Origin of the sequence: Streptomyces sp. NPDC057638 (genome assembly GCF_042800315.1) — a bacterium.
Lineage (GTDB): Bacteria > Actinomycetota > Actinomycetes > Streptomycetales > Streptomycetaceae > Streptomyces.
Genome location: NZ_JBHVHF010000163.1, coordinates 1 through 18014, shown reverse-complemented (window position 1 = coordinate 18014; position 18014 = coordinate 1). Strand labels below are relative to the sequence as shown.

The following is an 18014-nucleotide window of genomic DNA, read 5'->3' as shown; positions in this document are numbered from 1 at the left end:
CCTCACGAGGTGACCCGCCCCCCACCGCCGTCCGCCGTTCCCCTCCCGCCGGACGGCGGCGGCCCGTACGGCCCCGTACGGCACGGTCCGGCCCCCCCCGGCCGACACCGGCACCCGGGGCCCGCCCAGAGACGGCACACGACCCCGATCGCCCGATCCGGCCTGGCACTCCGGCCGACCGGCCCGGGCTCGCCTCCCATCCACCGGACATGGCACGGTCACACCACGGCCACCGGCCCACACCGTCCGGTCACGTTGATGACACGTGTCATCAACGCACCGCGCCCAGCAGGGCCCGGCTCTCCACCCAGCACAGGAACGAGCGGTCGCCCAGGGAGCGCACCCAGTGGTCGGACATGGCGAGGCTCTCCCGGTCCGGCCGTGGCCCCACCCCCAGCACCCGCAGCCCCGCCCGTACCGCCGAGCGGATCCCGCACAGCGAGTCCTCCACGGCCAGGCAGTCCCCTGGATCCGCCCCGCAGGCGGCGGCGGCTCTCAGATAGACATCGGGTTCCGGTTTGGGGCGTACTTCGCGCGAGGGCACCACCACATGGGAGAAGTGCCGCAGCAGACCCGCCGTCTCCAGGCCCTCCTCGACGACATCCCGGGGGCAGTTGCTCGCCACCGCCAGCGGGGCGAACTCCGCCGTGCGGGCGACCACTTCACGCGCACCCGGAGTCGTCACCGGATTCTCGGCCACCAGGGTTCTGAAGGCGCGCAGGAGTTTCTCCGTCATCTCCTCGGCGAGGGAAGGCGCTTTGGCGGTCTCCGCCATGAGCCGACCGCATTCCGTGTAGTGCACCCCCTTGGACTGTTCGGCGAACTCCTCGGTCGGGGTCACCCCGTATTCCCGGAGTACATGGTCCCGGGCGTCCTGCCAATGGCGTTCGCTGTCCATCAGGGTGCCGTCACAGTCGAAAACGATGGCGGCCGGGGTCCATGGGAAGATTTCTGACATTCGATCGCTGCCCTTCGTGAGGTGATGGGGCACGGTCCGGCCGGCGGAGACAGGCGCGTTCGGTGGCGACGCACTGCGGGCACGGTGAGAGACCCGTGCGTACAGAAGCTGTATCCAGGTGCGGGGACGCGGCGGCCGGGCCACACATGAGGGTCGGCCGCGCGTAGGGTGCGTCACACGCACAACAGAGCCGGACTGAGATAGCGAGAGCAACGCTAATTTTCTGCGGGAAGACAGTCAATGAATCCGGATTAAGCGATACGAGATGCATGAATTACGCGTATGCTAATACGCTCGTTGAATTCATCGCCCCGGTGGCGTCGGCGGAGTCGCCCTCACAAGAGCTAACACGGGCGACCGCCCCGGTGGACAGGAGACGGCCCGTCCCACCGGAAGCCTCCACAGGGACTCCACACAGAACAACGCGCCGTGCCACCACCCCCGAGGGCGTTGGCACGGCGCGCCGGTGAAGCCGGTGAATCAGGGTCGGATTCACTCACTCCGCGACATAGGTGCACTGTGTCCAGACGAACACCTGATACTCGTGGCCATCCTCCGTCCGTACTTCCGAGGTGGGTTCGAAGTGCTCATAGCGGTGACCCCGGAAGACCTTCACCTTCTCCTCCCTGTTGGCCACGTAGCGGATCCGCTGGTTGGTGTCGAGCTCCGAAGGCCCGCCGACGAGCAGGACATTGGGGGAGTGCGTCACGACTGTCTGCCTCTCTTCGCAGGGATCTCGTCGCGGGGGCCGTCCGCCGGGCGGGGCGGGCGGCCCCCACGAGGACGCTCAGGCCCGGGGGGCCTCGCGGGGACGGGCGGTAGCACCGTGCACTGACGGCGTGAGGTCATGGACGCGCATGCGCGGTGGTGCCGGGACCCGGGCCGCCGCCGTCCTGTTCCCTTGATCACGCGGGGTGAAGGGCGCTCGCCGCTTGTGCGGGCGCCGACTCCACTGATGTCATGCGACCAGTGTCCGTGCTGGGTACCAAACTGGTTTGAACCAACCGTCAGGACTGGTGAGAGTGCTAGACCTCCCCGCCGCCGCCATCGGCGCGTCGGCCGGGCGCGGTTACGTTCTCGTCACTCAGCCCCCGTCGAACAGGCAGGAAGATGCAGGGAGAACTGTTGGCCATCAGCGATCTCCACGTCGCCTACGAGGAGAATCGCAAGATCGTGGCGGACCTTCGCCCCGAGTCCGACGGGGACTGGCTGATCGTCGCCGGGGACGTCGGTGAGCGGACCGAGGACATCGCCTGGGCGCTGGAGGCGCTCAGCCGGGTCTACGCCAAGGTGATCTGGGCCCCGGGCAACCACGAGCTGTGGACCCCGCGCGAGGACCCGGTCCAGCTGCGCGGGGTCGAGCGCTACCGCTATCTCGTCGACCTCTGCCGTGATCTGGGCGTGGTGACCCCCGAGGACCCCTATCCGCTCTGGGAGGGCGCGGGCGGTCCGGTGGCCGTGGCCCCGCTCTTCCTGCTGTACGACTACACCTGGCGCACCTCCCCCCACCTCACCCAGGAGGAGGCGCTCGCCGCCGCGCACGAGCGGGGCGTGGTGTGCACGGACGAGTTCCTGCTCCACCCCGATCCGTACCCGACCCGGGAGGCGTGGTGCCACGCGCGGATCAAGGAGACGGAGGCCCGGCTGGCCGAGGTGGACCCCGAGATCCCGCTCGTGCTCGCCAACCACTACCCGCTGGTGCGCGAGCCCACCCGGATCCTGCGCTACCCGGAGTTCGCGCTGTGGTGCGGCACCGACGCCACCGCCGACTGGCACACCCGGTTCCGTACCGCCGCCATGGTCTACGGACATCTGCACATTCCGCGCACCACCTGGCACGACGGGGTGCGCTTCGAGGAGGTCTCGGTCGGCTATCCACGCGAGTGGATGCGGCCGGGCCATCCCGGCACCCAGCGGCCCCGCCGTGTCCTCGTCCGCTGATCGCCCGTCCGCCGCGTCCGCCCATTGCCAGGCAGGGGAAGGGAATCCCATGCTCCGTCGACTTCTGCCGCCGGGGGTCATCGTCCATGAGGCGTTCGAGGACCCGGTCGGCGCCGTGCTGCACCCCGAGGAGGAGCCGCTGGTCGCCCGTGCCGTCGACAGCCGCCGCCGGGAGTTCACCACGGTGCGCCACTGCGCCCGCGCCGCCCTGCGCGAACTGGGGCGCCCCGAGGGGCCGGTCCTCCCCGACCGCCATGGCGCCCCGCGCTGGCCCGACTCCGTGGTGGGCAGTCTCACCCACTGCGCGGGCTACCGGGCCGCCGCACTGGCGGAGGCGGGGGACTTCCTCATGATCGGGGTCGACGCCGAGCCGCACGGCCCGCTCCCGGACGGCGTCGAGGAGGTCATCGCCCTGCCCGCCGAGCGTGCCCGGCTCGCCGCCGAGCGCCGCGCCCGGCCCCTGCTCCACTTCGGCCGGGTGCTGTTCAGCGCGAAGGAGTCCATCTACAAGTCCTGGTACACCCACACCGGACAGCGGCTGGACTTCGAGAGCGCCGACATAGCCTTCGAGGTCTTCGACGGCCTCCCCGGCGATGACGACGGCGGCGCACCTCCCGCGGCCTCCCCGGGCACGGTCGCCGCCTCGGGCTCCTTCACCGCCCGGCTGACGGGCCCCCGGGGCGAGCCCCTGGCCCGGCCCGCCCTGCCCGGCGGTGAGACCGGGGTCCTGCGGGGCCGCTGGCTGATCGAGCGGGACCTGGTGGTGACCGCCATCGCCGTCGTGGCCCCCGGGGCGCGTGGCGGGCGTGCGGAGGAGCTGGAGGGTCCTGTAGGGATTCGCCTAGGCGGGTCTGGCCGATGATGGAATCACACGCGCGATGTCGCGCTCGCCGGGCCGGCCGACCCCCGCGGACCATGCACCGACCGCTCGTCGAGGAGAGGCAGACAACGTGAAGGTATTCGTCACTGGTGGCGCGGGATTCATCGGCTCCCAGTACGTACGCGCCATGCTCGCCGGAGAGTACGCCGGTTACGAGGACGCCGAGATCACCGTGTTCGACCTGCTCACCTACGCGGGGAACACCGCCAACCTGCCCATCGGCCATGAACGGCTCACGTTCGTCCAGGGGGACATCCGGGACCCGCAGGCGCTCGCCGCCCAGCTGCCCGGCCATGACGCCGTCGTCCACTTCGCGGCCGAGTCCCATGTCGACCGCTCCCTCGTCGGCGCGGCCCCGTTCATGTCCAGCAATGTGCTCGGCACCCAGCAGCTCCTCGACGCCGCCGTGACGGCCGAGGTCGCCACCTTCGTCCATGTCTCCACCGACGAGGTGTACGGATCGATCGAGACCGGCTCCTGGGACGAGAACGAGCCGCTGCTGCCCAACTCGCCCTACTCCGCCTCCAAGGCGGGCAGCGACCTGTGCGCCCGGGCCGCCTGGCGCACCCACGGTCTCGATGTGCGGATCACCCGCTGTTCCAACAACTACGGCCCGTACCAGAACATCGAGAAGCTGATCCCGCTCTTCATCACGAACCTCCTGCGCGGCGGGACCGTCCCGCTCTACGGCGACGGGCGCAACGTCCGCGAGTGGCTCCATGTCACCGACCACTGCGCCGCGATCCAGCTGGTCCTCACCCAGGGCAGCGCCGGGGAGATCTACAACATCGGCAGCGGCGTCGAGGTCACCAACGCCGAGATCACCCACCGGCTGATCGAACTGCTCGGCGCCGACGCGTCGAGCATCCGCCATGTCGCCGACCGCAAGGGCCATGACCTGCGGTACTCGCTGGACCTCGGCAAGATCACCAAGCTGGGGTTCACCCCCGCCGTCGACTTCGCCGACGGACTGCGCTCCACGGTCGACTGGTACCGCGACAACACCTCCTGGTGGTCCGCCGACGCCCGTTGACTTCCCTCATCCGCACGACAGGGTGGCCACCGGATCCCTCCGGCGGCCACCCTGTCCGTGCGATTCCTTGTCGATCCCTCTGATGCGGTCTCCGCGAGGGCGGAGGAACCCAGCAGGGCTCTACCTGAAGCACGGTCCGGGAACGGGACGGCGGCCGGACCGGTAGCGTGAGAGAACGTCAATCCATCAAGGGCGCGAGGGCACGAGGACCGTGAACAGCCGAAAGCAACTAAAGCAAAAACGTGTTACCGGTCGGTAGAACACCAGGTCAGCAAGTGTCGAACCCGCACACGCGGGGATGGACCCGCGGCCGAGACGATGCGCGCCGCAGGCGGTCCGTCGAACCCGCACACGCGGGGATGGACCGCTGGCGGCTCAGAAGCAGAGCGCAGACGGGCTGTCGAACCCGCACACGCGGGGATGGACCCCGGCTGATGGCCAGCAGCGCGTTCCTGGCGGTGTCGAACCCGCACACGCGGGGATGGACCCCGGCGCCCCCGGCCGCCGCCCGGCGCGCCGTGGTCGAACCCGCACACGCGGGGATGGACCCGCGCACAGGTCCCCCAGGTACTGCTCCGGCAGGTCGAACCCGCACACGCGGGGATGGACCGAGCGGGCTGCGGCGGCTGCACAAGGTCGTCCCGTCGAACCCGCACACGCGGGGGCGAACCGACCGTCCCCCACGCGCTGCGAGCTCATGCGGGTGTTCCGCACCAGCCGCAGCTACGTCGTGGCCGGAAAGTCCCGCCTGGCCCGCGACACCCGCCCGCACCGGACGCCCCCGGCCGTTCTCCCCCTGGACCTCGTCCCGGGGGAGAACGGCGCTACGTCGCGGACACGACCTCGTGGTTCACCAGGTCACCATCAGTTCATGGACGCCGTAGTGGAGCATGTCCTCCCGCAGTGGTACCTCGTCGGGGGCGGTGGCCAGCCGCAGGGTGGGGAAGCGGCGGAACAGGGCCGGATAGGCGATCCGCAGCACACCGCGCGCCATGTGCTGTCCGACGCACTGGTGCTCACCGTGGCCGAAGGCCACATGGCCCTGGGTCGGCGCGGTGATGTCCAGGGTGTCCGGCGTCCCGAAGTGGGCCGGGTCCCGGTTGGCGGCGGGCAGTGCCACCACCACCGTGTCCCCCTTCGCGATCCGGGTGCCGTGCAGTTCCACATCCGCCAGGGCGGCCCGGCTGGCACCGAAGTGGGAGATCGTCAGATAGCGCAGCAGCTCTTCGACGGCGTTGTCCACCAGCTCCGGCCGGTCCCGGATGGCCGCGAGCTGTTCGGGCCGGGTCAGCAGCGCGAACGTGCCGAGCGCCAGCATGTTCATCGTGGTGTCGAAGCCACCGCCGAGCAGCGCCCAGGCGATGTTCACCCACTCCTCGTCGGTGACCTTGCCGCCCGCCGCCAGCTCGCTGAGCAGATCGTCGGCGGGCTCGGCCCGCTTGGCCGCGAGCAGCCCCTGGAGCTGTTCGGCGATGACCGTACACGCGGTGATGAGTTCTTCCAGGGAGTACTCCATCCGCCCCAGCAGGGCCAGATGGTCACCGAGTGGTCCCCGGACCTCGTCGGGCACGCCGAGCATCTCGCACATCACCCGTACCGGCAGCGGCTCGGCGAAGTGCTTCACCAGGTCCACCGGCTTCCCGGCGGCCTCCATGGCGTCCAGGGACTCCTCCGTGATCCGGGTGATCATCGGGGTGAGGGCGTTGATGCCCCGCATGGTGAACCGCTTGGCGATCAGCCGTCGGTAGCGGGAGTGCTCCGGCTGGTCCATCTTGATGAAGGCGCCGGGCGCGGCGGGCGGCGGGGCGTACTCGGTCAGTGGGAAGGGCGGTGGCAGCGGCAGCCCGATCAGCTCGTTGCGGTGGCTGAACCGCCGGTCGCTGAGGATCGCGCGGGCGTCGGCGAGCCGGGTGACCAGCCAGCCGTCACCGTCGCCCGGACCCAGGGTCAGCCGCAGCGGCGCCACGGGACAGCGCTCCCGCAGCCCCGCGTACGCCTCGGGCGGGTCGAACGGCGAGGTGCGGTGCCGGGGCAGCTCCACGGGCGCCGCCGCCGTGCCACCGGGGCGGGCGCCCGTCCCGCTGACGGGACACCGCGACGGTGCCGCGCCGTGCGCCTCCGCCGGGTTTACGGGGTCGTCCGCGCCGTCAGGACCGGTCCCGGGCCCGGGGGAGTCCGGGACCACCGGGGCGGGGGCCAGGGGGCCGTCACCGGTACCGGTGACGGTGGGGCCGCTGGGGCGGTCCAACTCCTCTGTGTCGTCCGGCTCCTCTGTGTCGTACCGTTCGAGGTCGGGCGGCTCCGTACGGCCCGTGCGCGGCGTGCTCATGCGGCCTCCTCGATGACGCTCCGCAGCCGGTCCTCGATCACCTCGGCGGCCCGGTGGGCGCCGCCCGCCGCGCGGACCTCGGCGCACATCGCGGCGATCCGGTCCCTTATCCCGTCGTCGGCGGCGACCCGGGCCACGGCCGCGCGCAGCGCCTCCGGGGTGGCCTCCTCGCGCTGGACCACCTCGGCGAGGCCGAGTTCGCCGAGCCGCTCGGCGTTGACGTACTGCTCCGGGTGGTGCGGGACCGCCACCATCGGCACCCCGGCGGCCAGCGCCGCCATGATGCTGCCCATCCCCGACTGGCACAGGAACACCGACGCGTGCCGCAGCACCGCGCCGAGCGGGACCCAGCGGTGGGCCTCCACATTCGGCGGCAGCGGGCCCAAGTCGGCCAGGTCGATCCGGCCGCCCAGCGCGAGCACCGTGTGCCAGGGCAGATCGGCGAAGGCGCGCACACAGCGCTGGAAGAACCCCGCGTCATGGTTGACCGTGGTGCCCAGGGAGACCAGCAGCACCGGAGCGCCACCCTCCGGCGGCTGCCAGGCGGCCGGTGCGGTGGGCTCGGTGGGGTCGGTGAGCGCCGGGCCCACGAAGGCGTGCCGTCCGTCGAAGGTGTCGCCCGCGATCTGGAACCGCTGTGGCAGGAAGGCCACCGTGAACTCCTGGTAGCCGTGGAAGAGTTCGGCCTGCTGCTCCTCCCGCAGCCCGCTGCCCGTGATGGCCTCGCCCAGCCGGGTGGCGAACTCCGCGAGCGCCGGATGGCCCGGATCGACCGGTCCGGAGAACCGCTGCATCCGCTCCGCCAGCGAGAAGTGCTCGTTCGAGACGAATGTCGGTGACAGCTGGACGCTCGGCCGCCGCCAGCGCGCCGCCAGCAGCCGTCCCGTCAGCCACAGCGTGGTGTCGTAGACGACCGCGTCCGGCACCCCGTCGCAGCCCTCCTCGATCGAGGGCAGCACCGCCGTGCTGGCGTCCAGCAGCCGCAGCGCCGAGCGCGCGGCCTCGTCGGCGTCGACGTTCTCCGGCGGCGGCGCCGACGACGGCGGCGGTTCGTACCTCCGCGGGGTCGCCCCCGTGGCGCGCACCCGCTCCTCGAACTCGCCGGTGGTGAAGCAGGTGACCCGGTGGCCCCGCTCGACCAGGGCGGCGACCACCGGCAGGGCGGGCATCATATGGCCGTACGCCGGATAGGGCAGTACCAGCAGATGACGGCCGCTCACGGGCCCTCCAGCCGGGCTTCGATGGCGTCCGCCGCCAGCGCCGGGCCGCGCCGCTCCACGAGGGAGCGCGCGAGCCGTCCCACCCGCCGCTGGGCGCGGCCGTCGACGGCCAGCCCCAGTACGGCGGAGCGCAGCCGGTCCGCGGTGACCTCCCCGGGCGCCACCGAACGGCCCAGACCCAGCTCGGTGACGCGCTCGGCGACCAGCTCCTGCTCTCCGGTGCGCGGCACCACCACGGGCGGCACCCCGTGGTACAGCGCCTCCATGGTGGATCCCATCCCGGCGTGGGAGATGAAGGCCGACGCCTTCTCCAGCACCGCCAGTTGCGGCACCCACGGCCGGGCCTCCACGTTCGGCGGCAGCGGGCCGAGGTCCTCGGGTGTGACCAGGCCGCCGAGCGACAGCACCACATGCCAGGGCAGATCGGCGAGGGCGTCCCGGGCGTCCCGGTAGAACCCGGCCTGGTTCTCGTAGCCGAAGCTGCCGAGTGCCACCAGGACCACCGGGCGGTCCCCCGTGGGCGGCCGCCACTCACCCTGGTGGGCCCGGTCGCCGATACAGGGCCCGACGAAGACGTGCCGCTCGTCGAAGGACTCGATCCCCGGCTGGAACTCCGGCGGTACGAAGACCACCGTCCGCTCCTCGGGGGCGCCCGCGAACTCCTCGTTCGACACCCCGGTCAGCCCGTGCGCGTCCAGGGTGGTGCGCAGCAGCTCGGTGTAGCGGGCGAGCGCCGGGTGCCCGGGGTCGGGCGGCTCGACGGTCCCGGCCAGCTTGGCGTACGGGTTGACCTTCTCGTTGGCGACGAAGGTGGTCGCCGTCATCACCGACGGCACCTTCCAGGTCCGCGCCAGCAGCCGGCCCGCCGCGTATCCGAACGCGTCGTAGACCATCAGCTCGGGGCGGTCGTCCCCGAGCCGCCGCTCGACCTCGGGCAGCGGCTCCAGGGCCTCGCGCAGATGGGCGATGGCCGCCTCGGCGAGATGGTCGCCGGTGATCCTGGACGGGATGGCCTCGGTGTTCCACTGCTTGGGCACCAGCGACTCGTACGCGATGACCTCGGCGCCGGTCGCCGCGACCACGTCCGCGAAGTGCGAGGCGACCACATAGGTCACCCGGTGGCCCCGGGCGACCAGTTCGGCGACCACGGGCAGGGTCGGGTTGACATGGCCGTGCGCCGGATAGTTGAAGAAGGCGATATGCCGTCCCGTGCTCTTCGGCGCGTTCTGCGCTGTGCGCTGCGTGCTCACTGGGCCGCCTCCTCGCGCGCCCGCTGGGCGATCCGCATCACGTACTGGCCGTAGCCGGTCTTGGGGAGCGCCTCACCGCGGCGGTGGCAGGCGTCGGGGTCGATGAAGCCCTGCCGCAGCGCGATCTCCTCGATACAGGCGATACGCACGCCCTGGCGCCGCTCCAGCACCTGGACGTACTGGCCCGCGTCCAGCAGGGAGTCATGGGTGCCGGTGTCGAGCCAGGCGAAGCCCTGGCCGAGATCGACCACCCGGGCCTTCCCGGAGTGCTGGTAGGGCCGGATCACATCGGTGATCTCCAGTTCGCCCCGGGCCGAGGGCACCAGGTTCTTGGCGATGTCCACGGCCCGGTTGTCGAAGAGGTACAGCCCGGTGATGGCCCGGTTGGTACGCGGCCGTTCGGGCTTCTCCTCTATCGACAGCAGCCGCCCTGCCGCGTCCACCTCGCCCACTCCGTACCGCTCCGGGTCGGAGACGTGATAGCCGAAGAGCACACAGCCGTCCAGGTCACGGCGGCTCTCCCGGAGGTAGTCCGCCATGCCGGGGCCGTAGAAGATGTTGTCGCCGAGGATCAGCGCCACCGAGTCGCCGCCGATGTGGTCGGCGCCGATGATGAACGCCTCCGGCAGGCCCTTGGGCTCCGGCTGGACCGCGTAGGTCAGTCGCAGTCCCAGATCGGAGCCGTCACCCAGCAGCCGTTGGAAGAGCGGCTGGTCCTCGGCGGTGGAGATGATCAGGATGTCGCGGATATCCGCCAGCATCAGCACCGAGAGCGGATAGTAGATCATCGGCTTGTCGTAGACGGGCAGGAGTTGCTTGGAGACGGCGAGGGTCACCGGGTGCAGCCGGGTGCCCGCGCCTCCGGCGAGGATGATGCCTTTCATCGGTACATCACTTCCCTGAGGGGATCGGGGTTCGGGCCGGGTCCAGCAGTGACTCGATGACGTCCGCGCCGAGCGCGGCGCCACCGCACCCGCGCACCTGACGGCGCATCGACGCGACCGCGTCCCGGACCCGGGGGCTGGTGGCGGCCTCCCCGGCGGCGGCGCGCAGGGCGCCGGGGGTGATGGTCTCCCGCAGCAGCTTCCTGCCGAGGCCGAGGTCCTGCGCCTGCTGGGCGATGACCCGCTGCTCCTCATGGAAGGGGACGAGCACCATCGGCACCCCGTGGTCCAGGGACTCCATCACGCTGCCCATCCCGGAGTGGGTCACGAAGACCGAGGCGTGGCGCAGCACCTCCGCGTGGTTGAGCCAGGGGTGTATCTCCACGGTCCGTGGCAGCTCGCCCAGTTCCTCGGCGCGGGCGCGGTTGCCCAGGGTCGTCACCACATGCCAGCCGTCGTCGGCCAGCGCCTGTGCGCAGAAGCGCAGGAAGGCGCTCTGGTCGGGGGTGTAGGAGCTGCCGAGGGAGAGCAGCGCCACCCGCCGTCCGTCACCGGGCGGCCGCCAGCCCTCGTCCGCCGGCGGCGGGGTCGGCAGGGCGGGCCCGATGAAGGTGAACCGGTCGTCGAAGGTCTCCGGCGCGATCTGGAACGCCTTCGGCAGGAAGACCACGTTGGGTCCGTGCTCCGCGCCGAAGCCGTCCAGCGGGAGGTCCGCCACCCCGCACTCCCGCAGCAGTGCCGCCCGGCGCTCCAGGAAGGTGACGATCTCCGGATGGTCGGCGGTGATCGGGGTCTGCGGGGGCGGCGCGGTGGTCTCGGCGAACTGACGCTCCGTCATGGAGAAGTCGGCGCTGGAGGCGAAGGTGCAGCACAGCTGCACCACCGGGACGCCCCGCTCGCGCGCCAGCAGCCGCGCGGCCTCGGAGGCCGCCAGATCATGGGCGAGGAGGTCGGGCGGATCGTCGCGGAAGAGCTCCACCGCCGTACGCAGGGGAGCGTGGCCCTCGGCGAAGAAGTGCAGCATGCCCTCAAGGCCGTCCCCTCTTATCCCGTCGGACCAGGGGAAGTCGGAGGGATACACCACGGGGTCCGCGCCCACCGCGGCGACCATCTCGGTGAAGCGCTCCGCCACGAAGCAGCTCACCCGGTGCCCGCGCCGCACCAGCTCGGCCAGGGTGGGCAGGGCGGGCGCGATATGCGCGTACGCGGGGAAGGTGAACACGCCGATATGGCCGCCACGGCCGCCGCGCGGTCCTGGCCCGGCGTCCGTGTGTCTCCGGGGGTCGGGCACACCGTCCTGGCCGGGGCCGTCGCCGGGACGGGGTGTACGGGGGAAGGGCGTTCGGTTCTGTCCGGATCGTCCGTTCACGGCGTGAGTATGTCCACGCCCGGAGGCCCCCGGCCGCCGTCGGGGACCAAGACTAGGTCTCTCGCTAGACCGCAACCACCAAGCTGATCGTGCACCACGTCACACCCCCAGTCAGCGGAGAGAAGGAGACGCGGTACGGATGAAGAGCACAGTGACAGCGCCCGGCGGACGCCGGGGCCGACGGCTGAAGTTGACCGGCCTCGCGGCCCTCATGGCGGTCACCGGGACCCTGACGACCGCCGCGGCGGCGGACCGTCCGGCGGCCCCGGGCGCGGCCCGTGCCGCCGTGCCGCTGGACCGGGTGGTCCCCGCGCCGGTGAGCGTCCGGGCCGAACCCGGCACCGTCTTCACCCTCGGCGCGGGCGACGCCATCCAGGCCAGCGCGGGCTCGGCCGACGCCCGCGCCGCCGCCGACCTCCTCGGCTCCGTGCTGCGCCGCCCCACCGGCTATGAGCTGCCGGTGACCGAGCTGAGGCCCGGCGCCCGCGCGGACGGCATCAGGATCGTCCTCGGCGGCGCCAACGAGGTCACCCACCCCGAGGGCTACCAGCTCGATGTCACCAAGGACGCGGTGACCCTGCGCGCGGACCGGCGCGCCGGACTGATGAACGGCGTCGCGACCCTGCGCCAGCTGCTGCCGGTCCGGGTCGACGCCCGCGGCCGGGTGGACGGACCGTGGACGGTGGCGGGCGGCCGGGTCCTGGACCAGCCGCGCTACGCCTACCGGGGCAGCATGCTCGATGTCGCCCGGACCTTCCTGCCGGAGAAGGCCGTCAAGCGCTATATCGACACCATCGCCCGGTACAAGATCAACTATCTGCATCTCCACCTCACCGACGACCAGGGCTGGCGGGTGGAGATCACCTCACGCCCCGAACTGACCCGGATCGGCGGCAGCAGCGGCCTGGCGGGTGTCACCAAGGGCTTCTACACCAAGGCCCAGTACGCCTCCATCATCCAGTACGCGTGGGCCCGCGGGATCACCGTGATCCCCGAGATCGAGGGCCCCGACCACGCCCACGCCGCCCTCGCCTCCTACGCCGAACTCAACTGCGACGGCACCGCCCCGCCCGTCTACAGCGGCTTCCTCAAGAGCGACGACGGCCGGATGTGCGTGGAGAAGCCCGTCACGTACACCTTCATGGACCAGGTCATCGGCGAACTCGCCAGGATGACCCCCGGCCCGTACATCCACATCGGCGGCGACGAGACCCAGGGCCGTACACCCGCGCAGATCACCGAGTACTTCCGCAAGGTCAGCGCGCTGGTCATCAAGCACGGCAAGAAGCCCATCGGCTGGCAGGAGGCACTGCCCGGACTGACCCCGAAGGGCGCGACCGCCACCTTCTGGATCAACGGCGTCAACAACGACGAGGTCGTGGCGGCGGGCAAGGCCGGGGCGAAGATCGTGATGGCGCCCGCGACCGAGGCGTACCTCGATATGAAGTACACCCCGGAGAAGCCTGAGTACCCCACCGGCAACACCTGGGCCGGGTCCACCACCGTCAAGGACGCCTACTCCTGGCGCCCCGAGGCCGTACTGAAGGGCCTGCCCGCCAACGCCGTCACCGGAGTGGCGGCCCCCCTCTTCACCGACACCGTGTTCGGCTACGACACCACCGAACACCTCGCCTTCCCCCGGCTGCTCGCCATCGCCGAACTGGGCTGGACCCGCGAGGCCGGGCTGAACTGGGGCTCCTTCCGGGAACGGCTGGCGGCACAGGGACCGCGACTGCGCCAGGACGGAGTCAACTACTACCGGGCGCCGGGCGTTCCCTGGCCGTACGGCAGCTGAAGCGACGGGGGCGCGCCCGGGGTGGGTGGGGCGCGCCCCTTCGGCGCGTCCGCCGCCCGGGTCGTGTGGCGAGCCCTCCTGGGCTGATGGGGACGTGTGCGCTTGTTCTGGTCACGGCGTCGTTGAACCGGGCCTTGACCTGGGGATCATGGTCTGGCCGATTCTGTCGGCCTTGCCCGCGTACTGGGTGCGGTACGCACTCATCGCCGCGCCTCCGGCTCACAGGCCGCGCTCCGCCTTGGCCCGGTTTCGAGTTCCACGATCAGAGCGTCAATGCGGACTCGGGTCTCTCGTGTGGTGAGCGCATACGTTCGCCAGGTCGGCGACTCCCTGGGTCACGAGTGGTGTGGCTGGCCCGGCGAAGCGACGCGGTCACAGCGCCGGCTAGTCCTCGTCGTCCTCCGACTCTCGTACGAAGTACAGGTCGAGGACGTATTGTTCATGGCCTGCACTTTCAGCGAGTGCCTGGCTCAGGGTATCTACAGCGCTGGCATCCTCGGTGGGGCCGAAGAGGGCGGTCTCGTAGCGCTTCAGGTTGGACTCACGGTTGATCCACCACGCATGCCCGGCGTAGACGCCGGGCCGGGGAAGTTCCATCGTTCCTGCGGGCCCGAGGGAGAGCTGATTGACCACGAGGGTTCCGGTGACGGATTCAAGGTCGATCGGGGTGCTGCCCTCGGCATCAGCGGGTGGCCGCTGGGGCCGGTCCCAGATTCGGATGGTGACAGCAACTCTGATGTCAGGCTGGAGGCTCTTGAGGTACAGGTGGTAGCCGTTTCCGGCTACCACCTGTACCTCGGCAGCCCGCATGGCCTCGGCATCATCGAGGTAAGCATCCGCGTCGTACACCTCCACGACGCAGCGGTCCGGTCGGGCCTGGACGTTGTACTCGGTGAGCGGTTCCATGCGGGTCCTTGTCGAACTAGGAGGTGATCTTGAGGTAGAAGGGATCGCCGTCGAGTACCCGGTTGAGGGTGTACATCGAGTTGAGCATACGTCCGCCTTCTTCGTTGTCAGTCTTATCGATCAGGCGCACGGAGTACTTGTTGTCTCCCTTGGCGGACCCTTCATGCGTGCTGGCAAACGGGTATTCGTCACACTGCAGGCGAGTGCCCGAGTAGTCTCCCCAGATCTCCTTGCACATCTTGATCGATTTATCCCGGTTGCTGTCTTGCTTCTTGGGGTCGATGAGCCGGTGCAGGGGGTCCTTCTCCCCAGGGATGAGCTTGCCGAGGAAGGAAGGGAAGGTTCGCTCTGGACGCTCAAGCGCGTCATAGATGTGCAGCGCGCTCTCGTTGACGGCAGGGTCCTTGCGGCTCATGACCAGTTCGACCCTGGCATCAGGGAAGACCGTGCCCTTGTGCTTGCCTGCGACAGATCCGGCGTAGTCGAAGCGGATCCGCGAGCGGTGGGCGTCCACCTGCGAGTAGGACGTGGCGTTTGGCGAGTCCACGAAGAGATCGAGGTGAATCATCCCGGCGACGCGCTGTTGGTTACCCGTGGCGTGCTGGGGTCCCTTGTCCGGCGAGGTGTAGGTGAGATCCCAGTGCGGTGCTGTCTCCCAGACCCCGAGGAGTTCCTCGCGCTTGATGGTTGGGGGTTCGGTGATCTTGGGGTTCGGGTCGCTGGAGCTGGTGTGGACGGCTTTGCGGTAGGACTGTCCGATGCGCCACTTCGTGGCGTCCTCGTTGCCGACCGTCTGAACGCGGATGTTCTCGATGCTGGACACGTAGTCGACGCGGCGGCTCCCGTCATACGCGAAGCCGAGGACCCACTGGTCGAACCAGAGGCGGCCGATGGTCTCGGTGCCGTTCTTGTTTCGGATCACTAGGTCGTAGGGCCGTTTCTGGCAGCTTTCGAAGCGGTTCTTGAGCCACCCCTTGACGGTCTTGGCCGCTGCTTCATGCTTTGCGCATTCGGTGCGTAGGTCCATAGCGTCCACCGGCCGTTGGCGGGCAGGTGGTGCTGGTTGTTGTGTTGTCCGAGCCCGGGCGGATCGATAGGCGCTGAGCGGAACGGGATCACTGAGGTTCCGCAGTTGCTCGGCTGGGATGTTCGCGGCATCGGTGAAGGTGAACCCGCTGGCATGGTCATCCTGTGCGGGTCCCGTCGCGGCGGCACCGCCCGCGCCTACTAGAAGGAGAGCGCAGGCCACTGAGACAGCGCGTATCGGTCGGAGTTCTTCTATGCGACGGTTCATGGCGTTTTTCCCCGTGAGGCAGGAGTCGGACACGGCTCGGCGGTGAAGGGCTTCACGGAGAAGCGAGGGGTATTGAGGTGGTTCCGTCGCAGAGGCGACCCCAGCACGCTTCGAGGAGCTGGCCAGTTGAGGACGCGTATGTCGCCTGGAATCCCTCGAAGCTCAGTCCGCGGCGCTCCAGTCCCGATGTTGCGCTGGACGATCGCGCCACCCACGTTCCGCCGTCCACGGCGGACAACCGCCTCGCTACGGGGCCGGACGTGACGGTTACCTGTCCCGCGGGGACACCAAAGGCGGTCGCCGCACGCTGACGGATCGATTCTGCCGACTCGGCTGGAATGGGCGAGGTGGTGTTCTGGCCCAGCCGCTGCCGGCTGTGCGTAAGGCCGTCCGCATTGCACAGGCCGACCGTGCGAACGCACTCTGCCAAGCCTGGGACGTTGGAGAGGCACGCGTCGGGATCCAGCTCCAGACAGGACTGCAGAGCTACTTGGTCGACGCCGTTGAAGACGGCCGGCCCGCGCACACCTGGCCCCCATGCGGCACCAGTTTCGGCGGGTACCTGACCCGCGTCCGCGGCCGTGGTGGCAGTACGCGGCTTCCTGACGGACCACTCGATGAATGACTTGTTGTCCGTCAGCTTGGTGGTGAAGCAATGAGGCGGCTTGACGGTCGCGCTGCAGGCAGGAAGGGACACAACCTTTGCCGTGTTCTTTGTCAGCACGCGCAGCCAGGTTTGGTTCTCGTCCATAAACTGCATTCGGTTGCCTATCTCAGGGAGGTTGACATATCTGGCGTGTCATATGTGACGGAATCGCAGATCACCTAGATGGGCTGGTGGCCTCTCCGTGTAAGTGCTTCACGGCAATCGCCTGGTAGTGCGGGCGGAGCCTGGCGCACCAGCTGCGACGGAATAGGTGATTCCATGTGGGAATCGCCTTGGAGGTCAACCTGCGGTTGGTGATCCGCGACGGGTATTCGACAGTGGACCGCGCGTCTTTTCAGTCGCCTCGGAGGTTCTAACGTCCAGCCGGAGAGCAGCCCGTGGACGCTGTGGCGCCTCGGCGCAAGCAGCCCATCATCCGCAGATTGGATCGGCGTAGCCGTCTCGAATGGGCACGTAGCCGAACCCTGTGGGTTCCGGTACGTGGCGTTCGGGGGCAGGCGCTATCGCCTTGCCTGCCGGACAACTAAGCTGGTTGAGGCTTCCCGTGGTGGCGACGGACTGAGACCCCTGGTCTGGTGACGGAGGTTCCGATCCCTCCTGGGCTGATGACGACAGGGTCCTCGCGGCTGCGGCCGACGGCGCCAGCCTCGGTGGGGCCCAGGGGGAGCCGGGCGTCACGGGTCAGGCGGGGCCGCGCGGACCCGGCCCAGGGCTCCGGGGCGGGTTCAGCCCCCGTGCAGCCGCCAGGCGACCAGTGCCAGCCGGGCCCGGGTCAGCCCCGTCGGTGAGGTCAGGTCCATGTTCAGGGCCCGCGCGAGCGGCGCCGTCGTCACCAGCCCCTCCGGGCAGATCAGGGTGGCGATCCGGGCCAGCGGCAGCGGTGAGCGCACGGCGACCACCTCCACCGGCCGGCCGGCGGCGAAGCCGAGCAGCCGCAGCGCCCGCGCCCGGGTCGCCTCGTCGCTGTCGGCGCTGATGACGAGTTCGGCGAGCGCGGGGTCACCCATGCTGGTCCGGGCCGGACCGTACCGCTCCACGACCGCCGCCGAGGCAAGGGCGAACCGGTCGAGCAGCACCTCGTCGAGCGGCTGGGACGGGCCGGGGCGCGCCAGCCACACCGTCCCGTTCTCCTCGTCGTCCAGGGTGATCGCGGCCGTCGCCGACGCCACCGCGGAGCTGTGCCCCAACCGGGACGAGAACCACGCCTACGCGCCGCGCCTGCTCGACGCGGGCGTCCCGGTCGAACTGCACCACTGGCCCGGGACCTTCCACGGCTCGCAGGCCGTCCTGTCCGCCGATGTCTCCCAGCGGCACAACGCCGAACTCTTCGCCGTGCTGCGCCGCGCGCTGGCCGACTGAGGCGGGCTCCGCCGCACCCGGCCCCCCGGCCCGCCGCACCCGGGCCCTGAGGGCTCCGCGGTTCGCCGGGCCCGCCGCACCCGGCTGAGGGCTCGCGGTCCCCCTGGGGCACCGCGTCATCCACATGAG

The 18014-nt window shown here is 70.3% G+C and carries 16 protein-coding genes and 1 CRISPR repeat array; of the genes, 5 read left to right on the top strand and 11 right to left on the bottom strand.

Features of this window, described 5'->3' with window-relative positions:
• Positions 1 to 271: 271 nt before the first annotated feature.
• On the bottom strand, positions 272 to 958 hold the full coding sequence (locus ACFVIM_RS21455) for an HAD family hydrolase (RefSeq protein WP_384303533.1): 687 nt from the start codon (positions 956 to 958) through the stop codon (positions 272 to 274).
• Between the two features lie 496 nt (positions 959 to 1454).
• Positions 1455 to 1667 carry a DUF5988 family protein gene (locus tag ACFVIM_RS21450; RefSeq protein WP_384303531.1) on the bottom strand — a complete coding sequence of 71 codons (213 nt, stop codon included), beginning with the start codon at positions 1665 to 1667 and terminating at the stop codon, positions 1455 to 1457.
• A gap of 416 nt (positions 1668 to 2083) precedes the next feature.
• Here ACFVIM_RS21450 and ACFVIM_RS21445 point away from each other — a divergent pair, with 416 nt between their 5' ends.
• From ACFVIM_RS21445 to rfbB, 3 genes are all read left to right on the top strand, one after another.
• Positions 2084 to 2899 (top strand): metallophosphoesterase family protein, encoded by an 816-nt coding sequence (locus tag ACFVIM_RS21445; protein WP_384303529.1) that lies wholly within the window; start codon positions 2084 to 2086, stop codon positions 2897 to 2899.
• A gap of 49 nt (positions 2900 to 2948) precedes the next feature.
• Complete coding sequence (locus tag ACFVIM_RS21440; protein ID WP_384303527.1) at positions 2949 to 3761, top strand: 4'-phosphopantetheinyl transferase; 813 nt, start codon at positions 2949 to 2951, stop codon at positions 3759 to 3761.
• An 88-nt stretch (positions 3762 to 3849) separates the two neighbouring features.
• Positions 3850 to 4812: a dTDP-glucose 4,6-dehydratase gene (gene rfbB, locus ACFVIM_RS21435; protein ID WP_384303525.1), complete on the top strand. Its 963-nt coding sequence runs from the start codon at positions 3850 to 3852 to the stop codon at positions 4810 to 4812.
• Positions 4813 to 5089: 277 nt separating this feature from the next.
• A CRISPR array of direct repeats spans positions 5090 to 5483; the repeat unit is 28 nt; unit sequence GTCGAACCCGCACACGCGGGGATGGACC.
• A 179-nt stretch (positions 5484 to 5662) separates the two neighbouring features.
• Here rfbB and ACFVIM_RS21430 read toward each other — a convergent pair.
• The 5 genes from ACFVIM_RS21430 to ACFVIM_RS21410 are packed head-to-tail and all read right to left on the bottom strand — an operon-like array spanning position 5663 to position 11864.
• On the bottom strand, positions 5663 to 7141 hold the full coding sequence (locus ACFVIM_RS21430) for a cytochrome P450 (RefSeq protein ID WP_384303523.1): 1479 nt from the start codon (positions 7139 to 7141) through the stop codon (positions 5663 to 5665).
• On the bottom strand, positions 7138 to 8361 hold the full coding sequence (locus ACFVIM_RS21425; RefSeq protein WP_384303521.1) for a macrolide family glycosyltransferase: 1224 nt from the start codon (positions 8359 to 8361) through the stop codon (positions 7138 to 7140). Before ACFVIM_RS21425 ends, ACFVIM_RS21430 begins: the two co-directional genes overlap by 4 nt.
• Positions 8358 to 9611, bottom strand: a complete 1254-nt coding sequence (locus ACFVIM_RS21420; RefSeq protein WP_384303519.1) for a macrolide family glycosyltransferase — start codon at positions 9609 to 9611, stop codon at positions 8358 to 8360. The genes ACFVIM_RS21425 and ACFVIM_RS21420 overlap by 4 nt, the downstream gene beginning before the upstream one ends.
• Positions 9608 to 10495, bottom strand: coding sequence for a glucose-1-phosphate thymidylyltransferase RfbA (gene rfbA, locus ACFVIM_RS21415; RefSeq protein WP_384303517.1), 888 nt, complete (start codon positions 10493 to 10495; stop codon positions 9608 to 9610). The genes ACFVIM_RS21420 and rfbA overlap by 4 nt, the downstream gene beginning before the upstream one ends.
• A 7-nt stretch (positions 10496 to 10502) precedes the next feature.
• Positions 10503 to 11864, bottom strand: a complete 1362-nt coding sequence (locus ACFVIM_RS21410; protein ID WP_384303515.1) for a macrolide family glycosyltransferase — start codon at positions 11862 to 11864, stop codon at positions 10503 to 10505.
• 139 nt (positions 11865 to 12003) lie between these two features.
• On the opposite strand from ACFVIM_RS21410, the gene ACFVIM_RS21405 reads away from it, so the two are divergent.
• Entirely contained in the window at positions 12004 to 13659 is a 1656-nt protein-coding gene (locus ACFVIM_RS21405; protein WP_384303513.1) for a beta-N-acetylhexosaminidase, read from the top strand.
• Positions 13660 to 14043: 384 nt separating this feature from the next.
• Here the strand turns inward: ACFVIM_RS21405 and ACFVIM_RS21400 are convergent, their stop codons facing one another.
• From ACFVIM_RS21400 to ACFVIM_RS21385, 4 genes are all read right to left on the bottom strand, one after another.
• A complete protein-coding gene (locus ACFVIM_RS21400) occupies positions 14044 to 14565 on the bottom strand; it encodes a hypothetical protein (protein WP_384303511.1) in 522 nt (173 codons plus the stop codon).
• A 16-nt stretch (positions 14566 to 14581) separates the two neighbouring features.
• Positions 14582 to 15592: a NucA/NucB deoxyribonuclease domain-containing protein gene (locus tag ACFVIM_RS21395; RefSeq protein WP_384303509.1), complete on the bottom strand. Its 1011-nt coding sequence runs from the start codon at positions 15590 to 15592 to the stop codon at positions 14582 to 14584.
• A 319-nt stretch (positions 15593 to 15911) separates the two neighbouring features.
• On the bottom strand, positions 15912 to 16610 hold the full coding sequence (locus tag ACFVIM_RS21390) for a hypothetical protein (RefSeq protein WP_384303507.1): 699 nt from the start codon (positions 16608 to 16610) through the stop codon (positions 15912 to 15914).
• A gap of 641 nt (positions 16611 to 17251) precedes the next feature.
• On the bottom strand, positions 17252 to 17695 hold the full coding sequence (locus tag ACFVIM_RS21385) for a hypothetical protein (protein ID WP_384303505.1): 444 nt from the start codon (positions 17693 to 17695) through the stop codon (positions 17252 to 17254).
• Between ACFVIM_RS21385 and ACFVIM_RS21380 the strand changes: the two genes are divergently transcribed.
• Positions 17670 to 17885 (top strand): alpha/beta hydrolase, encoded by a 216-nt coding sequence (locus ACFVIM_RS21380; RefSeq protein ID WP_384303503.1) that lies wholly within the window; start codon positions 17670 to 17672, stop codon positions 17883 to 17885. The two genes, ACFVIM_RS21385 and ACFVIM_RS21380, sit on opposite strands and share 26 nt — an antisense overlap.
• Positions 17886 to 18014 lie beyond the last annotated feature (129 nt).